The following is an 18,380-nucleotide window of genomic DNA, read 5'->3' on the forward strand; positions in this document are numbered from 1 at the left end:
GCCCAGGATATCCCAAGGGGGCAGAAGCGCCGGTAACCGTGCGACAGTCAGGCCAGCCTGCCGAACCGGCATACCGGTTCGGCAGGCTGGCCATCATTGACTCCGTTCAGGCAGCAAGCTGTTCATCGGCGGGGCCGAAGAATTCGTAATGGATGCGGTCGGCCGGGATGCCCGCGCGCAGCAGGCCCGGCACGAAATGACGCAGGAAGGGCTTGGGTCCGCAAAGGTAGATGTCAGCCTCGGGCAGGGGGGTGTTGGCCTGCAGCCAGTCGAGGGTGATGCGCCCGGCCGAGGCCTCGTCCGTCGCGCCGCTCTCGTAGAAGGTGGCCACGGTCGCCTGCCCATGCCGTGCCGCCGCCTCGCGTACCTGGGTATCCAGGGCGTGCTGGGCGGGGCTGGCGGTCCCATGGACATACCACAGGGGCAGGTCGCGGTGCCGCTCGGCGGCGACCTCCAGCATGCTGACCAGCGGGGTCAGGCCGACGCCCCCCGACATCAGGACCAGCGGACGTTGCGGATTTTCCGGCAGGTGAAAATCGCCTGCCGGGGGCGTGGCTTCCAGCACGGTGCCGATGGTCGCCTGGTCGTGCAGGAACTGCGACGCCTCGCCGCCCGCCTGTCGCTTGATCGTCAGGCGATAGAACCGGGTGTTGGGCATGCTGGAGATCGAGTAGTTTCGCTTGACCCCTTCCAGCCCCGCCACGTCAAAGCGCAGGGTCAGGTACTGGCCCGGCTTGTGCGGAACCAGCGGGCCGCCGTCCTCGGGACGCAGGACAAAGGAGGTGATGCCCTCCGCCTCGACCGGCCGCTCGGTGATGACGAAGCGACGCCAGTTGGTCCAGCCGCCGGGCTGGCTGGTGATCTCGGCCCGGATCTGCGCCTCGCGCCCGATCAGGATGTCCGCCAGCATCCAATAGGCCTCGCCCCAGGCCTGCAGGATTTCGGGGGTCGCAGCTTCGCCCAGAACCTCCTCGATCGCGCCCAGCAGGGCCGTGGCCACATGGGGATAGTGCTCGGGCAGGATCGCATAGCCGATGTGCTTCTGGGCCATCCGCTCGACTGCCGAACCCAGGGCACCCAGGTTGTCGATGTTCCTGGCATAGGCCAGCACGGCCCCTGCCAGGGCCAGCCGCTGCGCACCGCTTTTTTGGTTCGCTTGGTTGAACAGCGCGGCAATCTGCGGGTCGCGGAACAGCCGGCGATACATTGTTTCGGTAATGGTCGGTCCATGCTGTTCCAGCGCGGGCACGGTGGCCTTGATGATGTCGATGGTGTCCGGGGACAGGGACCTTGGCATGACGTCTTCCTTTAACATGTATTCGTGGTGCATGTATTAAAGCGATATACATGCAGTGTAAATATATCTATTTTGTCCCCATGAAATTGACCCGCTACACCGATTACGCCCTGCGCGTGCTTATCTTTCTGGCCGGCCGGGACGAAGGTCTGGCCTCGATCCGCCAGATCGCGGATGCCTATGGCATCTCGCAGAATCACCTGATGAAGATCGTCCAGGACCTGGGCCATGCGGGATTTGTCGAAACCGTGCGCGGCAGGCGGGGCGGGCTGCGGCTGCCGCGGCCGGCGGGGCTGATCACCATCGGATCGGTCGTGCGCCACACCGAGGGAAACGGCGCACTGGTCGATTGCAGCACCTGCCTGATTGCACCCGCCTGCGGCCTGCCCGCGATCCTGTCCGAGGCGACCGAGGCCTTCATGGCAACGCTGGACCGCTATACCTTGGCCGATGTCGCCAAGCGGCCCGGAGCCTTTCGCGCACTCTTCGCCGTCTGACGCGCTGCCGGTCCAACAGGGATATTGCCAAGCAAGATCGGGCTGGCCAATCGGCGGAAGCTGGCGCAGGACTTGGGTTCCGGGCGCAGTGGCGCTGTGCAGACGAAAGGCCGATCCCGATGCAGAACGACCCCCGCAGCCACGGTCTCTGGGAGCGATCCGCGCCGGCCGCCCCGGCCACGACGGCCCTGACCTGTGAGGTGCGGGCCGAGGTGGTGGTGATCGGAGGTGGCTATACTGGCCTTTCGACTGCGCTGCACCTGGCCGAACGCGGCAGCGACGTGGTCCTGCTGGAGGCGGTCGAGATCGGTTTTGGCGGGGCGGGGCGCAACGTGGGCCTGGTCAATGCGGGCATGTGGGTGATGCCCGATGACCTGGTGCGGAAGCTTGGACCCGAGGCGGGTGACCGGCTGATCGGCTTTCTGGGCGAAGGGCCGGCCCATGTCTGGGACCTGATAGCGCGTCACGGCATCGACTGCGAGGCCAACCATGTAGGAACGCTGCATGTCGCCGTCGGACAATCCGGCCTGGAGGAGTTGACCGAGCGGCACCGGCAATGGACGCGCCGGGGCGCCCCGGTCGAACTGCTGGACCCCGACGCCACGGCCGCGCGGCTGGCCACGGATCATTACCAGGGCGCCCTGCTGGACCGCCGCGCCGGCACCATCCAGCCGTTGGCCTATGCCCGGGGTCTGGCACGTGCCGCGATGGAGCAGGGCGCCCGGATCTTCACCGGCTCGCCCGCAACCGGACTGCAGGCGCAGGGCGCCGGCTGGCGTGTCAGCACCCCGCAAGGCGCGGTCGTCGCGCGGCAGGTGGTCTTTGCGACCGATGCCTATACCCGGCACCTGATGCCCCAGCTGCGCACGCAGCAGGTGTTCCTGCCCTATTTCAACATGGCCACCGCACCATTGTCGGACAACTTGGCCCGCACGATCCTGCCGGGGCGCGAAGGGGTCTGGGACACGCGCGAAATCCTCAGCTCCTTCCGCTTCGACCGGCAGAACCGGCTGGTCTTTGGCTCGGTCGGGGCCTTGCGGAACACGGGCGCCGCGGTGCACCGGGCCTGGGCCGAGCGGGCGCTGGCCAGGATCTATCCTCAGCTGGGCGAGGTCAGGTTCGAAAGCGCTTGGCACGGGACCATCGGCATGACGCGCGACAACCTTCCGCGTTTTCACAAGCTGGCCGACGGGGTGGTCAGCTTTTGCGGCTATAACGGTCGCGGGATTGCGCCTGGAACGGCTTTCGGCCGCTTCCTGGCCGGATGGCTGCGCGGCGAGGCTTCTGATGCGGAGCTGCCGCTGCAGCCCAGCCAGCCGCAGCCGATGGCCCTGCGCGGCCTGAAATCGGCCTTCTACGAATTCGGGGCGCAGGCCGCGCATCTTGTGGATGCCCGCCGCTAGGGGCGAATCGTCCTACCATCTCAAAATCTCAACAGCAGTCGGTACCTGAGGGGACCTGCGACAGATAATTCTGTCGCCGTTTTCATCAGTTAGACGAATTTTGGCTGGACGGGCGCTTACGGGTGGCGAACCGCACTACATCCTGTTACCATCCATATGGATGTTAAAGGATCAGACGCCATGGCCACTCCTTCTCCCGCGCGATCTGCGGACACGGAAAAGATCACCATCAATCTGGGTTTTGTGGACCTGGGTCGCATCGACCTACTGGTCCGCGAAGGCTTTTACGCCAGCCGCAGCGACCTGATCCGCGCGGCGATCCGGGCGCAGCTGGACCGTCACGACAACGCCGTCGCGCCGACCATCATCCGGGACGACTTCGTGATGGGCCTGCGGGACGTCACCTTGAGCGAACTGCAGGGCATGGCCGCAGCCAACCAGATGCTGGACCTGCGGGTCATCGGCCTGGCCCGCTTTGCCACCGACATTCCGGCCGATCTTGTCGCGGCCACGATCCGCTCCATCGAGGTGCTTGGCACCATCCAGGCCAGCGTCGGGGTCCGCAAGGTCCTGGACGCCTGCCGTCACAGCAAGGGACGCTGAACATGACAAAACCGACAACGCTGAACATGGCCGAAATCACGCGGCTGATGCGCGCGGGCCAATTGTCCGAAGCCACGCAGATGATCCAGACGGGTCTTGGGGGCGCGCCGGTGGACCTGGCCTCGGCCGCGCCGTTTCCGAACCTGACGGGGGCGGGCCTGCCGTCGGGCCTCGGCCTGCCGCAGGGCCGAGCGCAAGCCATGCCCGCCTCTCCGGGCAGCTGGACCTGGAGGGACCACCAGGCGGCGGGTCAGTCGCGCCAGTACCGGCTCTACGTCCCCGCCTCGCTGGCCGAGGGAGAGACCCCGGCCGGCATCCTGCTGCTGCTGCACGGATGCACCCAGGATCCCGACGATTTCGCGCGCGGCACCGGCATCCATGACGCGGCCGAACGGCACCGCGTGGTGGTCATCGCCCCTGCCCAGCCCGCGCAGGCCAACATGAACCGCTGCTGGAACTGGTTCGAACCGCGTCATGCGGAGGCCCAGGGCGGAGAGGCCGCGTTCCTGACCGACCTGACCCGCGCGATCGGCCATGAATTCGCCGTGCCGCCCAACCTGCGCTTTGCGGCGGGCCTCTCCGCCGGGGGCGCGATGTCGGTCATCCTGGGCGCGGTCTTCCCCGAGGATTTCGGTGCCGTGGCGTGCCATTCCGGGCTGCCCAACGGGGCCGCGCGGGACATGGGTTCGGCCTTTGCGGCGATGTCGGGCGGCGGGTCCGACCGCGGCACGGGGGCGGGCTGTCGCCTGTTCGTCCTGCACGGATCTGCCGACCGGACGGTTGCGCCGCAGAATGCGCAAGCCGTCGTGGCGCAGGCGCTGCGGGCGCAGCCGGGGCTGACCCGCCGTGCCGCCGCCGCGCGCCTGGATGGGCATAATGTGCAGGTGGCCCGGTTCAGGGACAAGGACGACGTGCTCCGGATCGAAAGCTGGGTGGTGGAGGGGCTGGGACATGCCTGGTCGGGCGGGGCGCCGCAGGGCAGCCATACGGCGGCAGGTCCCTCGGCCACCACCGCGATGATGCGGTTTTTCCTGGGCTCTGCGAAGCAGGGCTGAAGGAAAGGGCAGGTGGCTTGGGACGCTGGTTCCTGCAGGAGCGAGCTTGGGTAAAAAAATGCGGGGTGCGTCAGCCGCACCCCGCATCTTCCGTGCCGTCAGCCTCGGGGCGCGATCACGCCCCGGGGGTCAAAGTGCTTCCAACTCGTCCAGGGCGGCGCGGCAGGCCTCTTCGTCGCCGGCTGCCAAGGCCATGCGTGCGCGCTGAATGACCGCTTCGCGGTTCATGTCGCCCGAGCCCATGGCGCTGTCGGCGGAACCCGCTGCCATGCCGGATGCCGGATCCATGGTGGTGTCGCCGGCGGTGCCGTCCGTGGCCATGCCGGTTGCGGAAGGTGCGCTGTCAGTGGCGGTATCGGCCGCACCGGACATCGTGCTGTCCGTTGCGGCATCCGCACCGGCGCTGTCCATGCTGCTGTCGGTGCCGGTCGTCATGTCCGTCGCAGTGTCGGACGTGGCGCTGTCGGTCATCGTGCTGTCGGTCGAGGTCGTGGACATGTCGGTGCCGGTGGACGTCTCCGTGCCCGCGGTCGGCATCTCGGTGCTGGCACCGGTGTCGGTTCCTGCCGTCATGCCCGTGCTGGTGTCCGACATGCCGGTGGCTGCGCCGTCCGTCATGGTGGTTCCAGCCGTTGCATCGCCACCCGCGGAAGCGTCCGGGGTGCTGCCGGAACCGATTGCGGCTTCAGCTTCGGCAGCGGCGGTGGGCTGCCCTTCCTGCTGTGCCTGCACATCCTGGCCGGACATGGCCTGCGTGGTCTGGTCCTGCCCACCGGGCTCTTCCAGCGGTGCCAGCGAGCCATCCTTGGCAATGCCCTCTGCCTGCTCGCCGTCGCTGCCCGACATTCCAGTGGCGCCGGCAGCATCCATCGACCCGTGCGGCATGGCGGCCGGATCGGTGTCCGACATGGAATGCGTCATGCCGTCGGCCGACGATTCCATCGATCCCGCCATACCGGTCTGGCCGGCCATGCCGGTGCCACCCGTCGCCCCATGTTCGCCCGTCAGGCGGGCAAGGTCGGCGGCACAATCTGCCTGCGCCGAGACGGCCGCGAACGCGAACGCGCAGCTGGCCATCAATGTGGTGTAAAGTTTCATCTTGTCCTCCAAGCCTGCCCCTCCTCTTGGGGCCCCTCCGCAAACCGTTGCATCATGTGAATGTTCCAGCCGTCCTGCGGATCGTGAAGATTATCCGCCGATGGCGCCCAGGTTGCGCGTCGATGTGGGGGCTATGGCCCCGCGGCAGGAACATTCCCGGACCTTGTCAGTTGTAAACCCACCATGGACCGGCTGCACCCTGCTGCCGGTTCTTCAATCGGAACGCGACCTTTATTGGAGGGCCTCATATGAGTACCGATCACCCCACCGGGACCAGTTCCTCGACCCTCGGAAACCTGCAGGAGCAGGCAGGCGAAAAAGTCAGCCAGTTGACCGAGGGCGTCAAGGACGGTGTCATGCGCAGCGAGAAGAGCTTTCGCGGCAATCTGTCGAAGCAGGCCGATGACTTTGCGAACGCCCTGCGTTCGGCCAAGTCCGAGGTCGATCCGGATTCGTCCGTCGCCACCATGTTCGATTATGCGGCCGAGAATGTCGGCAGCATCGCCCAGAGCCTCAAATCAACGGATGTGACGGAAATGATGGAAAGCGTCCGCAGCTTTGCCCGCACCCGCCCCGGCGCCTTCCTTGGCATTGCCGCCCTCGCCGGTTTCGCCACCACGCGCTTCCTTTTGGCCAGTGAATCCGGCCGTGGCGGCTATGGCAGCCAGTCCGGCAGCATGTCGGGCAGCAGCGGCAACTATGGCTCGCGCAGCTATTCGGGCAGCAGCTATTCGGGCGGCGGCAGCAGCTATGGTGCGCGCAGCACCGGAACCGACGCGATGCGCAGCGGCAGCACCGGGATGGGTGCCAGCACCGGCGCGACCGGCAGCAGCTATGGCGTCGGCAGCAACTCTCCTTCCGGTTCGGGCGCTGCAGGCTCGACCCCTCCGGGCTACGGATCCAGCGGCACGGGCACGGGCAGCAGCGGCGCTGGTCGCTCGGACAGCGGGACGCCGTCTTCGACCGTCACCACCCCCGCCTCCGGCGGAACGGGCAGCAGCGGCATGGGTCGCGACACGCTGACCTCGTCGCAAGGAACCCGCAAGCCGGGTCAGGGAGGCAGCAATGTCTGATCCGTCCCGTCCGCAAAACCCGGCCTCGCTGGCCTCGGAGGCCATCCGGCTTTCTAGCGACCTTGTCCGCAAGGAAATCGCACTGGCCAAGGCCGAGGTCAGCCAGAACATCAGCCAGGCCGGCACCGCCATCGGCTTCATCGCCGTGGCCGGCGTCATCGGTCTGGTCACCCTGAATGTGCTGGTGGCGGCCCTGGTCGCGGCGCTTGCCGAAACCGATCTGGGTCCGATCTGGAGCGCGGTCATCGTCGGCGTCGTGCTGGCGATCCTGGCTTATGCTCTTCTCCGCAAGGGGATCAACGACCTGAAACTGTCATCGCTGATGCCCACGCGCACGGTCCAGAACGTCCAGCGCGACGCGCAGGCGGTCAAGGAGGCTTATCATGACAACTGAGTCGGAAAACCCCGAGCAGATCGAGCGCGAGATCGAGAAGGATCGCGACGCGCTGCGCCAGACGCTGGACAGCCTTCAGGACGAGTTCTCGCTGGACGGCCTGTCGCGGCGCCTGTCGTCGACGGTGCGCGAGCATGGCTCGGAATGGGTCGGCTCGGCCAGCGACGCGGCGCGTGCCAATCCCGTCGCGCTGGCGCTGACCGGCGTCGGTCTGGCCTGGCTGATCTTTGGCCGCGGCTATGATCCCACGCATACCGCCCAGCATTACTACGCACGACGCGACACGCATCATGATGATGACCACGATCGTCGCACCGACTATCGCGAACATGACCAGGACACCCGACCCGAGCGCGCAACGACGCGCGTCACAACCTATCCCCCGACGCCTGCGGCCCGCACGAGGCCCGCGTCCTGGACCGGATATGGCGAAACGCGCAATCTGGGCAGCAGCAACACGAGCAGCAGCCTGCACTCGGGCAGCCACAAGGATGAGAGCAGCATGACCGACCATATGAAGGACCGGGCCCGCCACCTGCGCGAGCGCCTGAGCGAAGGCACCGAAGGCTTCAGCGACGAGGCCCGCCGCCGCGTCGAAGGCGCCCGCCGCAAGGCGCTGGATGCTAGCGACGCCGCAAGTCGGCGCTTCAACCAGAGCTCGCGCGCCGTGTCCGAAGGCTATGACACGCAGCCGCTGATCTTCGGCGCCGCCAGCTTCCTGCTGGGGGCCGGGCTTGCCGCCCTGCTGCCGCGCACCGCGCGCGAGGACGAAATGATGGGCAGCTACAGCGACCAGCTGTTCCACGAGGCCGAGAGCATCTTCGAAGAAGAGAAGGCCCGCGTTCAGGCCGCTGTCTCGGCCGGCATGGACGAAGCCAAATCGGCGGTCTCCAACGTGACCGACGCGGCCGAAAAGGAACTGTCCAAGGACCGCGGTGACAGCGGATCGACCTCGGGCAGCACCTCGACCAGCGGCAGCACCGGTTCGTCCTCGGGCAGCAGCTCTACCAGCAGCACCGGCGGCATGTCCTCCGGCAGCACGGGATCCGGAACGGTCAGCAGCTCGACCGCCAGCGGCGCGGGCCGGAGCTCGACCCCGGGCGGCACCGGCTCCACCACCGGCGGCGGCACCCGCACCTGAACATCTTGACTGACCAAGGGCGCCGCGTCGCAGCGGCGCCCTTGTGCCCACCGGCGGTCGCCCCTTGGGCGGGCCGCCGCTTTTTCCACAGGAGACAACAGACGTGCCACAGGGCGATACCCCGGCTGCCAAGGGCGCCAATGCTTCTGCACCTTCCCGCATTTCCGCCAGCGGCTGGAAGGAAATCCTGTTGCGGGTCAAGACCGAGATCTCGCGCGACCATATCTCGGTCGTGGCCGCAGGGGTGGCCTTCTATGCCTTGCTGTCGATCTTTCCGGCGATCGCCGCGCTGATCTCGATCGCGGGGCTGATCCTGGACCCGGCCCAGATTGCGGCGCAGCTGGAGACGGTCATGGCCATGCTGCCGGAAAGTGCCGCCGGCATCCTGCAGGAGCAGGTGACCAAGGTCGCGGGCGACGACGGTTCGGGCACGGGGATCGTCGCCTTCTTCGGCATCGCCATTGCGCTATATGGGGCGATGAAGGGGGTGATGACCCTGATGGAAGGCCTGAACATCGCCTATGACGAAGAGGAAGAGCGTGGCACGATCAAGCTCTACCTGACCGCGCTCGCGATCACGCTCTGCATGATCCTGGGCCTGATCGCCGGTCTGGCGCTGGTGATCATCCTGCCGTCGCTGGTGGCACTGGGACACCTGCCGCCGGCGCTGGAAACGGCGGTGAACCTGCTGAAATGGCCGCTGATGGCCGTGCTGGCGATGCTGGGTCTGGCAGCCATCTATCGGTTCGCACCATCGCGGGCCGATCCCAAATGGCGGTGGGTCAGCGTCGGCGCTGTCGTCGCGACCGTGCTGTGGATCCTGGGAACGGTGGCCTTCTCGATCTACGTGACCAATTTCGGCAGCTACACCGAAACCTATGGCGCCTTGGGCGGTGTCATCATCCTGCTGACATGGATGTGGCTTTCGGCCTTTGTCATCCTGGGCGGCGCTGAGCTGAATGCCGAGATCGAACAGCAGACCGCACGGGATACGACGACGGGCGCTCCCGAACCGATGGGACGGCGCAATGCGGTGAAGGCAGACACGCCGCCGGGCGGTTCGTCCAAGGGGCGCGGACGCCAAGGCCTGCGGCCGAAGAAGGACGCGCCGGCGGCCGAACCGCCGAAGCATGAGCCGTCGTCGCCCAGCAGCGACCTGTCGCTGGCCATGCTGCTGATGGGCCGTGCAATCTGGAAGATCGCCCGCCCGTCGCGGCGTTGAAGGGAAAGCCGCCGCACTGGCGGCGGCTTTTCTGTCTTGTGGATCGCGCCACTGACTCGGATCAGGCGCAAGGATTTCCCGTCTCGGGCCGAAGCCAGATGGCACCGTAGGCCGGCAAGTCCAGCGACAGCGTCCCGTCCTTTTGCAGCTCGACTTGGCCCTCGCCCAGAAGGTGGCGCAGGCCCTGCCATAGGCCGGCGCCCTCAAGCATGCAGCTGGCCTTGATTCGCTTGTCGGCCAGGTTGTGCAGCAGCAGGACGGACCGGTCGCCCCAGTCATAGCGCAGGCCAAAGATCGACGGCTCGGGAAAGGGAATGAACTGCCAGCTGCCAAAGGCGATCTCGGGCGTTTCCCGCCGGCGCCGGATCAGCCGCTCGCTCCAGTTCAGCATCGAATCCGGGTCCTGTTCCTGCCGTTCCACATTCACGGCGGAGGGGCCCCATTGCTTGCCCTGCACGACGGGGCGGCGCAGATCCTCGGGGTCGGCCGAGGAAAAGCCGGCGCTCGCTTTGTCAGACCACTGCATGGGGGCCCGCACGCTCATCCGTCCGGGAATGTCCAGGTTCTCGGCCATGCCGATCTCTTCGCCATAGAAGAGGACCGGCGCGCCCGGCAGCGAGAAGACGAGGCTGTAGAGCATCCGGATCCGGTCGTGGTTGCTCTTCATCATGGTGGGGATGCGGCGGCGCAATCCACGGCCGAACAGCTGCATGTCCTTTCTGGGGCCGAAGGCCTTGAACACCTCCTGCCGCTCTGCCTCGGTCAGCTTGTCCAGGGACCATTCATCATGGTTTCGGGCGAAATGCGCCCAGGCATCATCCGGGTGCAGGCTGGGCATGGAGCGCATGGAATGGACCAGCGGCCCCGCATCCCCCCGAACGACCGACAGGGCCAGCGCCTGGTTCATGTTGAAGTCGAGGCACATGTTCAGTTCGCCGCCGCCGTCGCTGCCGTAGAAGCGGCGGACATCCTCGTATTCCAGATTGACCTCGCCCAGCAGGATCGCATCACCGCGACGACGCCCGATAAAGGCGCGCAGGTCCCGCAGCCAGTCATGCGGATCCATCGTCATGGGCGCCGCCACCCCGGCCGTCTCCAAGAGGAAGGGCACCGCATCGACCCGGAAGCCGGAGAGGCCGATTTCCAGCCAGAAGCCCACGATCTTGCGGATCTCGTCCCGGACCAGGGGATTGCTGATGTTCAGATCAGGCTGGTGCTTGTAAAAACGGTGCAGGTAATACTGGCCCGTCGGCTCGTGCCATTCCCAGTTGCTGCTTTCCTCATCTGGGAAAACCAGCCCCTCCGGGCCCTGTTCGGGGATCTTGTCGCGCCAGACATACCAATCCCGATGGGGCGACTCCCGGCTTTCACAGGCGGACTGGAACCAGGGATGCTGGTCCGACGTGTGGTTGACGACCAGGTCGGCGATTACCCGGATGCCCCGGTCGCGCGCCGTGCGCACGAATTCGACAAAGTCCCCCAGGCTGCCAAGCGTGGGATCGATGCTGTAGTAATCCATGATGTCATAGCCATCGTCCCGGTTCGGCGACGGATAGAAAGGCATCAGCCAGACACAGGTGACCCCCAGACCCGCCAGATGGTCGATCCGATGGGCCAACCCCGTGAAATCGCCGATGCCGTCGCCGTTGCTGTCCTGGAAGGTTTCGACATCCAGGCAATAGAAGACGGCATTCTTCCACCAAACGTCGCTGGTGCGGCTCATGTCCATTCTGTCACTCCTGCCGAAGGGCGGGCAGGGGATGCGCGCCGGTTGTGTCGATGAAACCCCTGCCTCACCCGGCGGGAGCCTGCCCAAAACATAGCCGCTTTTATGGGCTGGAGGTAGCTGCGGATCTTCTGGACGGGGGGTCCTGATCCGCAGCTAGGGCAGGATCGGCAGCCAGGGCCAGCAACCGCGTCAATGGTATCCCGCCCTGATTGAAGCGGCCCTTGCCCCAGGACGACTGGCGCCAAGGCAAGCTGCGCCGGGTATCGTACCTGCACCGGCGCGGTCTTCAGCCCATCGGGCGGGCTTCGACGCCATGAAGCAGTTCGCCCTCGGCCGCGCCGCTGATTCCGGCGGCATTGGCTTCGTCCGTGTCGATATGCATCTCGGTGAAGGCGGCTGAAGAGACGCGGACAAGGCAGCGCGCGAAGGTCAGGCCCCGGCCGTCCTGGCCCCGGACCTCGACATCCACAAGATCGCCGTCCTCCAGCCCCATCCGCGCCGCGTCCTGCGGGTTGGTGTGGATATGCCGCGCCGCCACGATCAGGCCATCCGTGTCCAGCTGGCCCGCCGGGCCAATCAGGCGCACCCGGGGCGTCCCGTCCAGTTGGCCACTGTCCCGCACGGGCGCGTCGATCCCCAAGGCAAAGCTGTCGGTGCGCGACACCTCGATCTGGGTCCGCGGGCGCAGCGGGCCCAGGATGGCCACGTGCTCCAGCCGCCCCTTGGGGCCTTCGACGGTGATGCGCTCTGCCGCGACCCAGTTTCCGGGCTGGCGCAGCGGCGCCGCCTCCGTCAGCCGATAGCCCGGTCCGAACAGGGCCTCGACCGCCTGCGCCGACAGGTGAACATGCCGCCCCGACACTGCGACGGGGATCTGGATCGGCGTCACGGGCCGTCGCGTCAGGGTCTGGACGACCTCGCGCGCGATCATCAGCTGTTCAGCCGTTTCCGTGACGATCACGCGGACGCGGCTGCCATAGGCTTGGATCTGGGGAGCCTCTCGGCCGCTCAGCGCGATCCGCCCGTTGCGATCATGGTCCAGCTCCAGCCCCATGAAGCCCAGCCCGTCGCAGATTCGCCGACGCATCGAGGCCGAGTTCTCTCCGATGCCGCCGGTAAAGACCAGCGCCTCCACCCCGCCCATCGCCGCCGCATAGGCACCCACATATTTGCGCGCCCGATAGGCATAAAGGTCGATGGCCGCCTGCGCATCTGCGTCGCCCTCCGCCGCCCGATCCTCGACATCGCGCATGTCGGCGCAGCCGGTCAGGGCCTTCAGGCCGCTGTCGTGGTAGAGCGCGTCCTCGATCTGCGGGATCGTCAGTCCAAGCTGCCGCTGCAGGAAGCCGAAGGCGCCCGGATCGACGTCGCCGGACCGGGTTCCCATCACCAGCCCCTCCAGCGGCGTCAGCCCCATCGAGCTGTCGATGCTGATCCCGCGCTGGATGGCGCAGGCGCTGGCGCCGTTGCCCAGGTGCAGGCTGATGATGCGCAGATCAGCCAAGGGCTGGCCGATCTCCTCGGCCGCGCGATGGGCGACATACTTGTGCGAAGTCCCGTGAAAGCCGAAGCGACGCAGCCCCTTCCGGCGCCATTCGGCAGGCACGGCATAGGTCGTGGCCCGTCCGGGATTGGTCAGGTGGAAGGCCGTGTCGAAGACGCCCACCTGCGGCAGGTCGGGCCACAGCCGCCGCGCCAGCCGGACGGCCGCCAGGTTCGCCGGGTTGTGCAGGGGGGCCAGCGGCGTCAGCGCCTCGATCTGCAGGATCGTACTATCATCCAGAAGCGTCGGCACCGCAAAGGCCTCGCCACCATGGGCGATCCGGTGACCCACCGCCTCCAACTCGGTCAGACCACGTTGCTCCAGAACCGCGGGGACCGCCGCAATGGCGGCATCCAGATCGGCATGCGGCGCATGCCCTTGTTCATTGCCGGGACCCTGGAACACATAGTCGCAGCCGCCCGCCCGGAACCGCGCGAAGCTGCCCTTGAACAGCTGTCGATCGCCGTCGAACACGCCGAATTTCAGGCTGGAGCTGCCTGCGTTGAAAACCAGAACCCGCATCCGTCACCCTTTCCCGCAAACCTGCCCGCTTGGGTGCAACCATGGCGCACCGCAGGCAGGCCGTACAGCCTCCGGGACGAAAGGTGCCACGAACAGCGCCTTCCGCGCATAAAACCTGCGCTAGCTGCGACGCCGCGCCGTACTGGCGCGGGGCACCAGCCGAAAGCCGAGGTCCACGGAACTGCCCCGCTCGGGTCCCGCTCCGGCCAGCCTGCTGCGGATCAAACCGATGGCCTGGCGGCCCATCGACAGGCGGTCCGTCGCGACCGAACTCAGCGGTGGTTCGGCGGCCGACATCATCTCGTGGTCGTTGAAGCCGCAGATGCCAAGCTGTTCAGGCACGCGGATGTTGCGGCGTCGCGCCTCGAACAGCACGCCAAGCGCCAGGTCGTCATTGTTGCACAGGACCGCGTCGGTCATAGGCCAGCGCGCCAGCAGGTCGGCCAGCAGCCGGCAGCCGAGGCTGACCGAAGAGGGTTCGGGCGTGGTCACGACCGGATCCTCGGCGTTCAGCCCCGCCTCGGCCAGGCAGGCGCGGAATCCGGCCAGGCGCCGCTGGCTGCGCGGGTCCATCTGCGCCCCCAGGAAGGCCGGCGCCCGGTAGCCCTGCGCCAGAAGATGTGCCGCGCCGGCCCGGGCGCCCTCGAAATGCGACAGGCCCACGGCCAGGTCGATCGGCGCGGGTCCCACCTCCATGATCTGGACGACCGGGCATTCGGCTCCCTCCAGCAGCCGCCGCGCGACCGGCGACTGGTCGTGCCCGGCCACGATCAGGCCGGCCGGGCGCTGCGACAGGAAGACCCGGATCAGGTCCTCCTCGGTCGTGGGCGAATAGCGCGTCGTGCCAAGCTGCACCCCCAGCCCGCTGCCCTGCAACCCTTCGTCGATGCCGCGCATTACATCCGCGAAGACGTTGTTGCTGACTGAGGGGATGATGACGCCGACGATGTCCGTGCGCCCCAATGCCAAGGCCCGTGCGGCAGGGTTCGGAACATAGCCCAGTTCATGGATCGCACGGTCGATCCGGGCCCGCGCCTCGACCGAGACCTTGTCCGGATTTCGCAGCGCCCGTGAGACCGTGATAGGGCTGACATCGGCGGCCACAGCCACGTCGGACAGGGTGATCTTTGGAGTTTTGTTCATGATTTCGTCAAACTACCTGTTCCACAGAGAAAATAAAGAGGGTTGACGTATGACAGCGCTGTCATTCATGATTGCGCTGTCATCAGGAGGGGGAGACATCATGAACGCGCGGCCGATTCTGGTCATGGGCATCTGCGGCACCGGCAAGTCGACCGTTGCCCGCGGCATCGCCGACCGCATCGGTGGCTGCTTCATCGAGGCGGACCTGTTCCACGACGAGGCCAGCGTGGCCCGGATGCGGGCAGGGCAGCCACTGACCGATGACATGCGGTGGGGCTGGCTGGACAGGCTGGGCGCGGCGCTTGTCGCGGCGCCGCGGCGGGGGGTGCTGGCCTGCTCGGCCCTGGGGTTCGCGCATCGCGAACGCCTGCGGGCGACTGCCGGGCCGCTGGATATCGTGTTCCTTCACGGCGAGCGCAGCCTGATCGCGGCGCGGATGAACGCACGGCGGGGCCACTACATGCCGGCAAGCCTGATCGACAGCCAGCTGGAGGCGCTGCAGCCACCCAATCCCGTGACCGAGGGGGCCTTGTGGATCAGCGTTGCACTGTCGCCCGACCAGATCATCGACCAGGCGGTCGGGGCCTTTGCCCCATCGCCGGGAATTTCAACCGGAGGAGAAAACCCATGACCAACCTGACCCGCCGCGGCCTGCTGGCCGCCACGGCCTTCCTTGCACTTGCCGCTCCTGGCCTTGCCCAGGACCACAGCTTCCGCTTCCAATCCTCGGACCCGGCCGGCAACCCGAACTTTGTCCTGCAGCAGGGCTGGGCCGCCGACGTGGCCGAAAAGTCGGGAGGCCGCATCGCCATCGACCTGCTGCCGGTCGAGTCCATCGTGGCGCATAACGAGACGCAGGACGCCATCGCCACCGGCATCCTGGATGGCCATGTCACCGACCTGTCCTATTTCTCGGGCAAGGATCCGGCCTTCGGCCTGATGGGCAACCCGGTCGGCGCCTGGTCGGACCCCGAGCAGATGCTGGACTTCGTCGAGAACGGCGGCGGGTCCGAGCTGCTGAACGAGATCATGAACCCCTATGGGCTGCAGTTCATCGGCGCCACCACGCCGGGGCTGGAGGCGCTGGTCAGCGCCGTGCCGCTGGACGGTGTGGATGATCTTCAGGGCGTCAAGATCCGTGCGCCAGAGGGTCTGGTACAGTCGGTCTTTGCCGCTGCCGGCGCCTCTCCGGTCAACCTGCCGGGCTCCGAGGTCTTCACGTCTCTTGACAAGAAGGTCATCGATGCCGCTGATTACACGGTGTTTTCCACGAACCAGGCGCAGGGCCTGAACGACATCGCGCCACATCCGGTCTATCCCGGCTTCCACTCCATGCCCCTGGTCGAGATCTCGATGAACAAGGACAAGTGGGACGCCCTGCCCGAGGACCTGCAGCAGGTGCTGACGCAATCCGTTCGCGATTTTGCCCGCGTCCAGATCGCGGCACTGGCCGAGGCCGACGAGGCGGCCGTGGAAAAGGCCCGCGAAGGCGGCACCATCACCATCCACGACTGGTCCGACGAGGAGCGCGCCAAGTTCCGCAAGATCGCCCAAGGGGAATGGGAAAAGGTGGCCAGCCAGTCGCCGGCCGCGCAGCGCGTCTATGATGCGCTGACTGCCTATCTGAGCGAAAAAGGCCTGGTGCAGTAAGCATCGCCAGACCGGGCGCCCCGCGCCCGGTCCCATCAAGGGGAGGGGATAACCATGGACGCACCGGAAGCCGTGCCGCGCGAAGAACATCATGCCGTGCCAGAATCCGGGTCCCTGGGCCGCTGGATCGACCGATTGGCCCTGATACCTGCCTTCGGGCTGGTCCTGGCGATGTTGATCCTGATCCAGGAGGTCGTCCTGCGCTATGTCTTCGGCCGCCCGACCATCTGGGCGCATGAGACGACGGTGTTCCTCTGTGCGATTTCCTTCGTCTATGGCGGACTGCTCTGCACCGCCCGCGACCGGCACATTCGCGTCGTGCTGGTCTATGACATGCTGCCGCCCGGTGCGCGCCGGACAGCGGACATCCTGATCTCGATCATCTGCGCCCTGTCGTCCGGGGCCTTTGCTTGGGCCGCATGGCAGATGGTCAAGCGCGCCGCCTGGCGTCCCGATGGCAGCTTTCACCTGGAAACCTCCGGCAGTGCCTGGAATCCGGCGTTTCCCGGCATCCTCAAGATCCTGCTGATGGTGGCACTCGGCGTCATGGCCCTGCAGTTCCTGATCCTTGCCATCAATTATGCCCGCGGGCCGAAAGGGGCGAAGTGATGGAAATCTTTGGATCGCTGCAGGCCCTGGGCATCGAGACCGGCACGCTGGTCCTGTTCGCCATGCTGTTGGGCCTGCTGGTCACCGGCATCCCGCTGGCCTTTGTCACGCTGCTGGTCACGCTGATCTTTGCGCTTGGCTGGTTCGGCCCGAACGTGGTCCCGCTGATCACCAGCCGGGTCTATTCCTTTGTCAGCAGCTTCGTTTTCGTGTCGGTGCCGATGTTCGTGCTGATGGCGGCGATCCTGGACCGCAGCGGCATCGCCCGCGACCTGTTCGAGGCGATGCGGCTGATCGGCGGTCGCATCCGGGGCGGTGTGGCCGTCCAGACCATCTTCGTGGCCGTGATCCTGGCCGCGATGTCCGGCATCATCGGCGGAGAGGTCGTGCTGCTGGGGCTGATCGCCCTGCCGCAGATGCTGGCGCAGGGATATGACCGCAAGCTGGCCATCGGCGTCGTCTGCGCAGGCGGCAGCCTTGGGACCATGGTGCCGCCGTCGATCGTGCTGATCATCTATGGGCTTACGGCCAATGTCTCGATCGGCGACCTGTTCACGGCCGCCTTCGTCCCTGGCTTCATGCTGGCGCTGCTCTACGTCGGATATGTCCTGGTGCGGGCTTGGCTGACGCCGAACGACGTGCCGCCGGCCGTGACCGCGCCCGTCCCCCATGCGGAAAAGCTGCGCCTGCTGAAGGGCCTGTTCCTTCCCATCCTGGTGGTCGTCATGGTGCTGGGCTCGATCTATGGCGGCATCGCTTCGGTCACCGAGGCCAGCGCCGTTGGCGTGGCGGGTGTCCTGCTGTCCACCGTCCTTCGCGGCGAGTTCACCTGGGGCCTGCTCAAGGGCGCCGCGCTGCAGACCCTCCAGACGGTCGGCATGATCGTCTGGATCGGCATCGGCGCATCTGCCCTGGTTGGGGTCTTCAACCTCATGGGCGGCATCAGCTTTGTCTCGCAACTCATCACAGGGATTAGCGAAAACCCCACGGTCATCATCCTGTTCATGATGGCGATCCTGTTCGTGCTGGGCATGTTTCTGGACTGGGTCGGGATCGCGCTGCTGACCATGCCGATCTTTGTGCCGATCATCGTCTCGCTTGGTTATGACCCGGTCTGGTTCGGCGTGCTATTTGCCATGAACATGCAGGTCAGCTTCCTGTCGCCGCCCTTCGGGCCGGCTGCCTTCTACCTGAAATCGGTCACGCCGCCTGACATTTCCTTGGGCGAGATCTTCCGCGCGCTGCTGCCGTTCATCGGCTTGCAGATCATCGCGGTCGGCCTGCTGATCCTGTTTCCCGGCATCGCGATCTACTGATCAGCAAACGGGGACAGGGTTCCGCCGCCGCACAGCCTCTGTGCGGCGGCGGGCATCCTCAACCGCAGCAGGGTGCGCTAGAACG

Annotated in this window: 17 protein-coding genes; 12 read left to right on the plus strand and 5 right to left on the minus strand. The window is 66.5% G+C overall.

The features are described 5' to 3' along the window. Positions 1–106: 106 nt before the first annotated feature. A complete protein-coding gene (gene hmpA, locus ACNR9W_RS15985; protein WP_419269859.1) occupies positions 107–1,297 on the minus strand; it encodes an NO-inducible flavohemoprotein in 1,191 nt (396 codons plus the stop codon). 80 nt (positions 1,298–1,377) lie between these two features. Here hmpA and ACNR9W_RS15990 point away from each other — a divergent pair, with 80 nt between their 5' ends. From ACNR9W_RS15990 to ACNR9W_RS16005, 4 genes are all read left to right on the plus strand, one after another. Then, a complete protein-coding gene (locus ACNR9W_RS15990) occupies positions 1,378–1,794 on the plus strand; it encodes an Rrf2 family transcriptional regulator (RefSeq protein ID WP_419269857.1) in 417 nt (138 codons plus the stop codon). A gap of 119 nt (positions 1,795–1,913) precedes the next feature. Then, positions 1,914–3,197 carry an NAD(P)/FAD-dependent oxidoreductase gene (locus ACNR9W_RS15995; RefSeq protein WP_419269855.1) on the plus strand — a complete coding sequence of 428 codons (1,284 nt, stop codon included), beginning with the start codon at positions 1,914–1,916 and terminating at the stop codon, positions 3,195–3,197. Between the two features lie 180 nt (positions 3,198–3,377). After that, the gene (locus tag ACNR9W_RS16000; RefSeq protein ID WP_419269854.1) at positions 3,378–3,800 is read left to right on the plus strand and encodes a ribbon-helix-helix protein, CopG family; all 423 of its coding nucleotides are present in this window, start codon (positions 3,378–3,380) and stop codon (positions 3,798–3,800) included. Positions 3,801–3,802: 2 nt separating this feature from the next. Continuing rightward, entirely contained in the window at positions 3,803–4,855 is a 1,053-nt protein-coding gene (locus tag ACNR9W_RS16005; protein ID WP_419269852.1) for an extracellular catalytic domain type 1 short-chain-length polyhydroxyalkanoate depolymerase, read from the plus strand. 129 nt (positions 4,856–4,984) lie between these two features. Here ACNR9W_RS16005 and ACNR9W_RS16010 read toward each other — a convergent pair whose 3' ends face one another. Beyond that, positions 4,985–5,953 carry a hypothetical protein gene (locus tag ACNR9W_RS16010; RefSeq protein ID WP_419269850.1) on the minus strand — a complete coding sequence of 323 codons (969 nt, stop codon included), beginning with the start codon at positions 5,951–5,953 and terminating at the stop codon, positions 4,985–4,987. Positions 5,954–6,201: 248 nt separating this feature from the next. On the opposite strand from ACNR9W_RS16010, the gene ACNR9W_RS16015 reads away from it, so the two are divergent. The 4 genes from ACNR9W_RS16015 to ACNR9W_RS16030 all read left to right on the plus strand — a co-directional run bounded on the left by ACNR9W_RS16015 (position 6,202) and on the right by ACNR9W_RS16030 (position 9,783). Beyond that, complete coding sequence (locus ACNR9W_RS16015) at positions 6,202–7,026, plus strand: hypothetical protein (protein ID WP_419269848.1); 825 nt, start codon at positions 6,202–6,204, stop codon at positions 7,024–7,026. Continuing rightward, positions 7,019–7,420, plus strand: a complete 402-nt coding sequence (locus ACNR9W_RS16020) for a phage holin family protein (protein ID WP_419269846.1) — start codon at positions 7,019–7,021, stop codon at positions 7,418–7,420. The genes ACNR9W_RS16015 and ACNR9W_RS16020 overlap by 8 nt, the downstream gene beginning before the upstream one ends. Beyond that, positions 7,410–8,561: a DUF3618 domain-containing protein gene (locus tag ACNR9W_RS16025; RefSeq protein WP_419269845.1), complete on the plus strand. Its 1,152-nt coding sequence runs from the start codon at positions 7,410–7,412 to the stop codon at positions 8,559–8,561. The genes ACNR9W_RS16020 and ACNR9W_RS16025 overlap by 11 nt, the downstream gene beginning before the upstream one ends. A gap of 103 nt (positions 8,562–8,664) precedes the next feature. After that, complete coding sequence (locus ACNR9W_RS16030) at positions 8,665–9,783, plus strand: YihY/virulence factor BrkB family protein (protein WP_458478803.1); 1,119 nt, start codon at positions 8,665–8,667, stop codon at positions 9,781–9,783. 61 nt (positions 9,784–9,844) lie between these two features. Here ACNR9W_RS16030 and ACNR9W_RS16035 read toward each other — a convergent pair whose 3' ends face one another. From ACNR9W_RS16035 to ACNR9W_RS16045, 3 genes are all read right to left on the minus strand, one after another. Further along, positions 9,845–11,512 (minus strand): alpha-amylase family protein, encoded by a 1,668-nt coding sequence (locus tag ACNR9W_RS16035; RefSeq protein ID WP_419269841.1) that lies wholly within the window; start codon positions 11,510–11,512, stop codon positions 9,845–9,847. A gap of 286 nt (positions 11,513–11,798) precedes the next feature. Next, positions 11,799–13,577, minus strand: a complete 1,779-nt coding sequence (locus tag ACNR9W_RS16040; protein WP_419269839.1) for an acetate/propionate family kinase — start codon at positions 13,575–13,577, stop codon at positions 11,799–11,801. Positions 13,578–13,697: 120 nt separating this feature from the next. Next, positions 13,698–14,720 (minus strand): LacI family DNA-binding transcriptional regulator, encoded by a 1,023-nt coding sequence (locus ACNR9W_RS16045; protein ID WP_419269837.1) that lies wholly within the window; start codon positions 14,718–14,720, stop codon positions 13,698–13,700. 100 nt (positions 14,721–14,820) lie between these two features. Between ACNR9W_RS16045 and ACNR9W_RS16050 the strand changes: the two genes are divergently transcribed. Genes ACNR9W_RS16050 through ACNR9W_RS16065 form a run of 4 tightly spaced genes read left to right on the plus strand, consistent with a single transcriptional unit; the run spans position 14,821 to position 18,295 of the window. Next, positions 14,821–15,351 (plus strand): gluconokinase, encoded by a 531-nt coding sequence (locus ACNR9W_RS16050; RefSeq protein ID WP_419269835.1) that lies wholly within the window; start codon positions 14,821–14,823, stop codon positions 15,349–15,351. Then, the gene (locus tag ACNR9W_RS16055; RefSeq protein ID WP_419269833.1) at positions 15,348–16,370 is read left to right on the plus strand and encodes a TRAP transporter substrate-binding protein; all 1,023 of its coding nucleotides are present in this window, start codon (positions 15,348–15,350) and stop codon (positions 16,368–16,370) included. The genes ACNR9W_RS16050 and ACNR9W_RS16055 overlap by 4 nt, the downstream gene beginning before the upstream one ends. 54 nt (positions 16,371–16,424) lie before the next feature. Further along, positions 16,425–16,979, plus strand: a complete 555-nt coding sequence (locus ACNR9W_RS16060; RefSeq protein ID WP_419269831.1) for a TRAP transporter small permease subunit — start codon at positions 16,425–16,427, stop codon at positions 16,977–16,979. Then, positions 16,979–18,295, plus strand: coding sequence for a TRAP transporter large permease (locus ACNR9W_RS16065; RefSeq protein ID WP_419269829.1), 1,317 nt, complete (start codon positions 16,979–16,981; stop codon positions 18,293–18,295). The genes ACNR9W_RS16060 and ACNR9W_RS16065 overlap by 1 nt, the downstream gene beginning before the upstream one ends. The last annotated feature ends 85 nt before the right edge of the window (positions 18,296–18,380 follow it).

This window comes from Paracoccus sp. T5, from assembly GCF_048538155.2.
Classification (GTDB): Bacteria; Pseudomonadota; Alphaproteobacteria; order Rhodobacterales; family Rhodobacteraceae; genus Paracoccus.

Excerpts from the sequence above, each read along its gene's own strand:
- ACNR9W_RS16010 (WP_419269850.1), bottom strand. The coding sequence starts at position 5,953 with ATGAAACTTTACACCACATTGATGGCCAGCTGCGCGTTCGCGTTCGCG.
- ACNR9W_RS16035 (WP_419269841.1), bottom strand. The coding sequence starts at position 11,512 with ATGGACATGAGCCGCACCAGCGACGTTTGGTGGAAGAATGCCGTCTTC.
- hmpA (WP_419269859.1), bottom strand. The coding sequence starts at position 1,297 with ATGCCAAGGTCCCTGTCCCCGGACACCATCGACATCATCAAGGCCACC.
- ACNR9W_RS16025 (WP_419269845.1), top strand. The coding sequence starts at position 7,410 with ATGACAACTGAGTCGGAAAACCCCGAGCAGATCGAGCGCGAGATCGAG.
- ACNR9W_RS16000 (WP_419269854.1), top strand. The coding sequence starts at position 3,378 with ATGGCCACTCCTTCTCCCGCGCGATCTGCGGACACGGAAAAGATCACC.
- ACNR9W_RS16015 (WP_419269848.1), top strand. The coding sequence starts at position 6,202 with ATGAGTACCGATCACCCCACCGGGACCAGTTCCTCGACCCTCGGAAAC.
- ACNR9W_RS16045 (WP_419269837.1), bottom strand. The coding sequence starts at position 14,720 with ATGAACAAAACTCCAAAGATCACCCTGTCCGACGTGGCTGTGGCCGCC.
- ACNR9W_RS16065 (WP_419269829.1), top strand. The coding sequence starts at position 16,979 with ATGGAAATCTTTGGATCGCTGCAGGCCCTGGGCATCGAGACCGGCACG.
- ACNR9W_RS16020 (WP_419269846.1), top strand. The coding sequence starts at position 7,019 with ATGTCTGATCCGTCCCGTCCGCAAAACCCGGCCTCGCTGGCCTCGGAG.
- ACNR9W_RS16005 (WP_419269852.1), top strand. The coding sequence starts at position 3,803 with ATGACAAAACCGACAACGCTGAACATGGCCGAAATCACGCGGCTGATG.
- ACNR9W_RS16050 (WP_419269835.1), top strand. The coding sequence starts at position 14,821 with ATGAACGCGCGGCCGATTCTGGTCATGGGCATCTGCGGCACCGGCAAG.
- ACNR9W_RS16040 (WP_419269839.1), bottom strand. The coding sequence starts at position 13,577 with ATGCGGGTTCTGGTTTTCAACGCAGGCAGCTCCAGCCTGAAATTCGGC.
- ACNR9W_RS16060 (WP_419269831.1), top strand. The coding sequence starts at position 16,425 with ATGGACGCACCGGAAGCCGTGCCGCGCGAAGAACATCATGCCGTGCCA.
- ACNR9W_RS15990 (WP_419269857.1), top strand. The coding sequence starts at position 1,378 with ATGAAATTGACCCGCTACACCGATTACGCCCTGCGCGTGCTTATCTTT.
- ACNR9W_RS16055 (WP_419269833.1), top strand. The coding sequence starts at position 15,348 with ATGACCAACCTGACCCGCCGCGGCCTGCTGGCCGCCACGGCCTTCCTT.
- ACNR9W_RS15995 (WP_419269855.1), top strand. The coding sequence starts at position 1,914 with ATGCAGAACGACCCCCGCAGCCACGGTCTCTGGGAGCGATCCGCGCCG.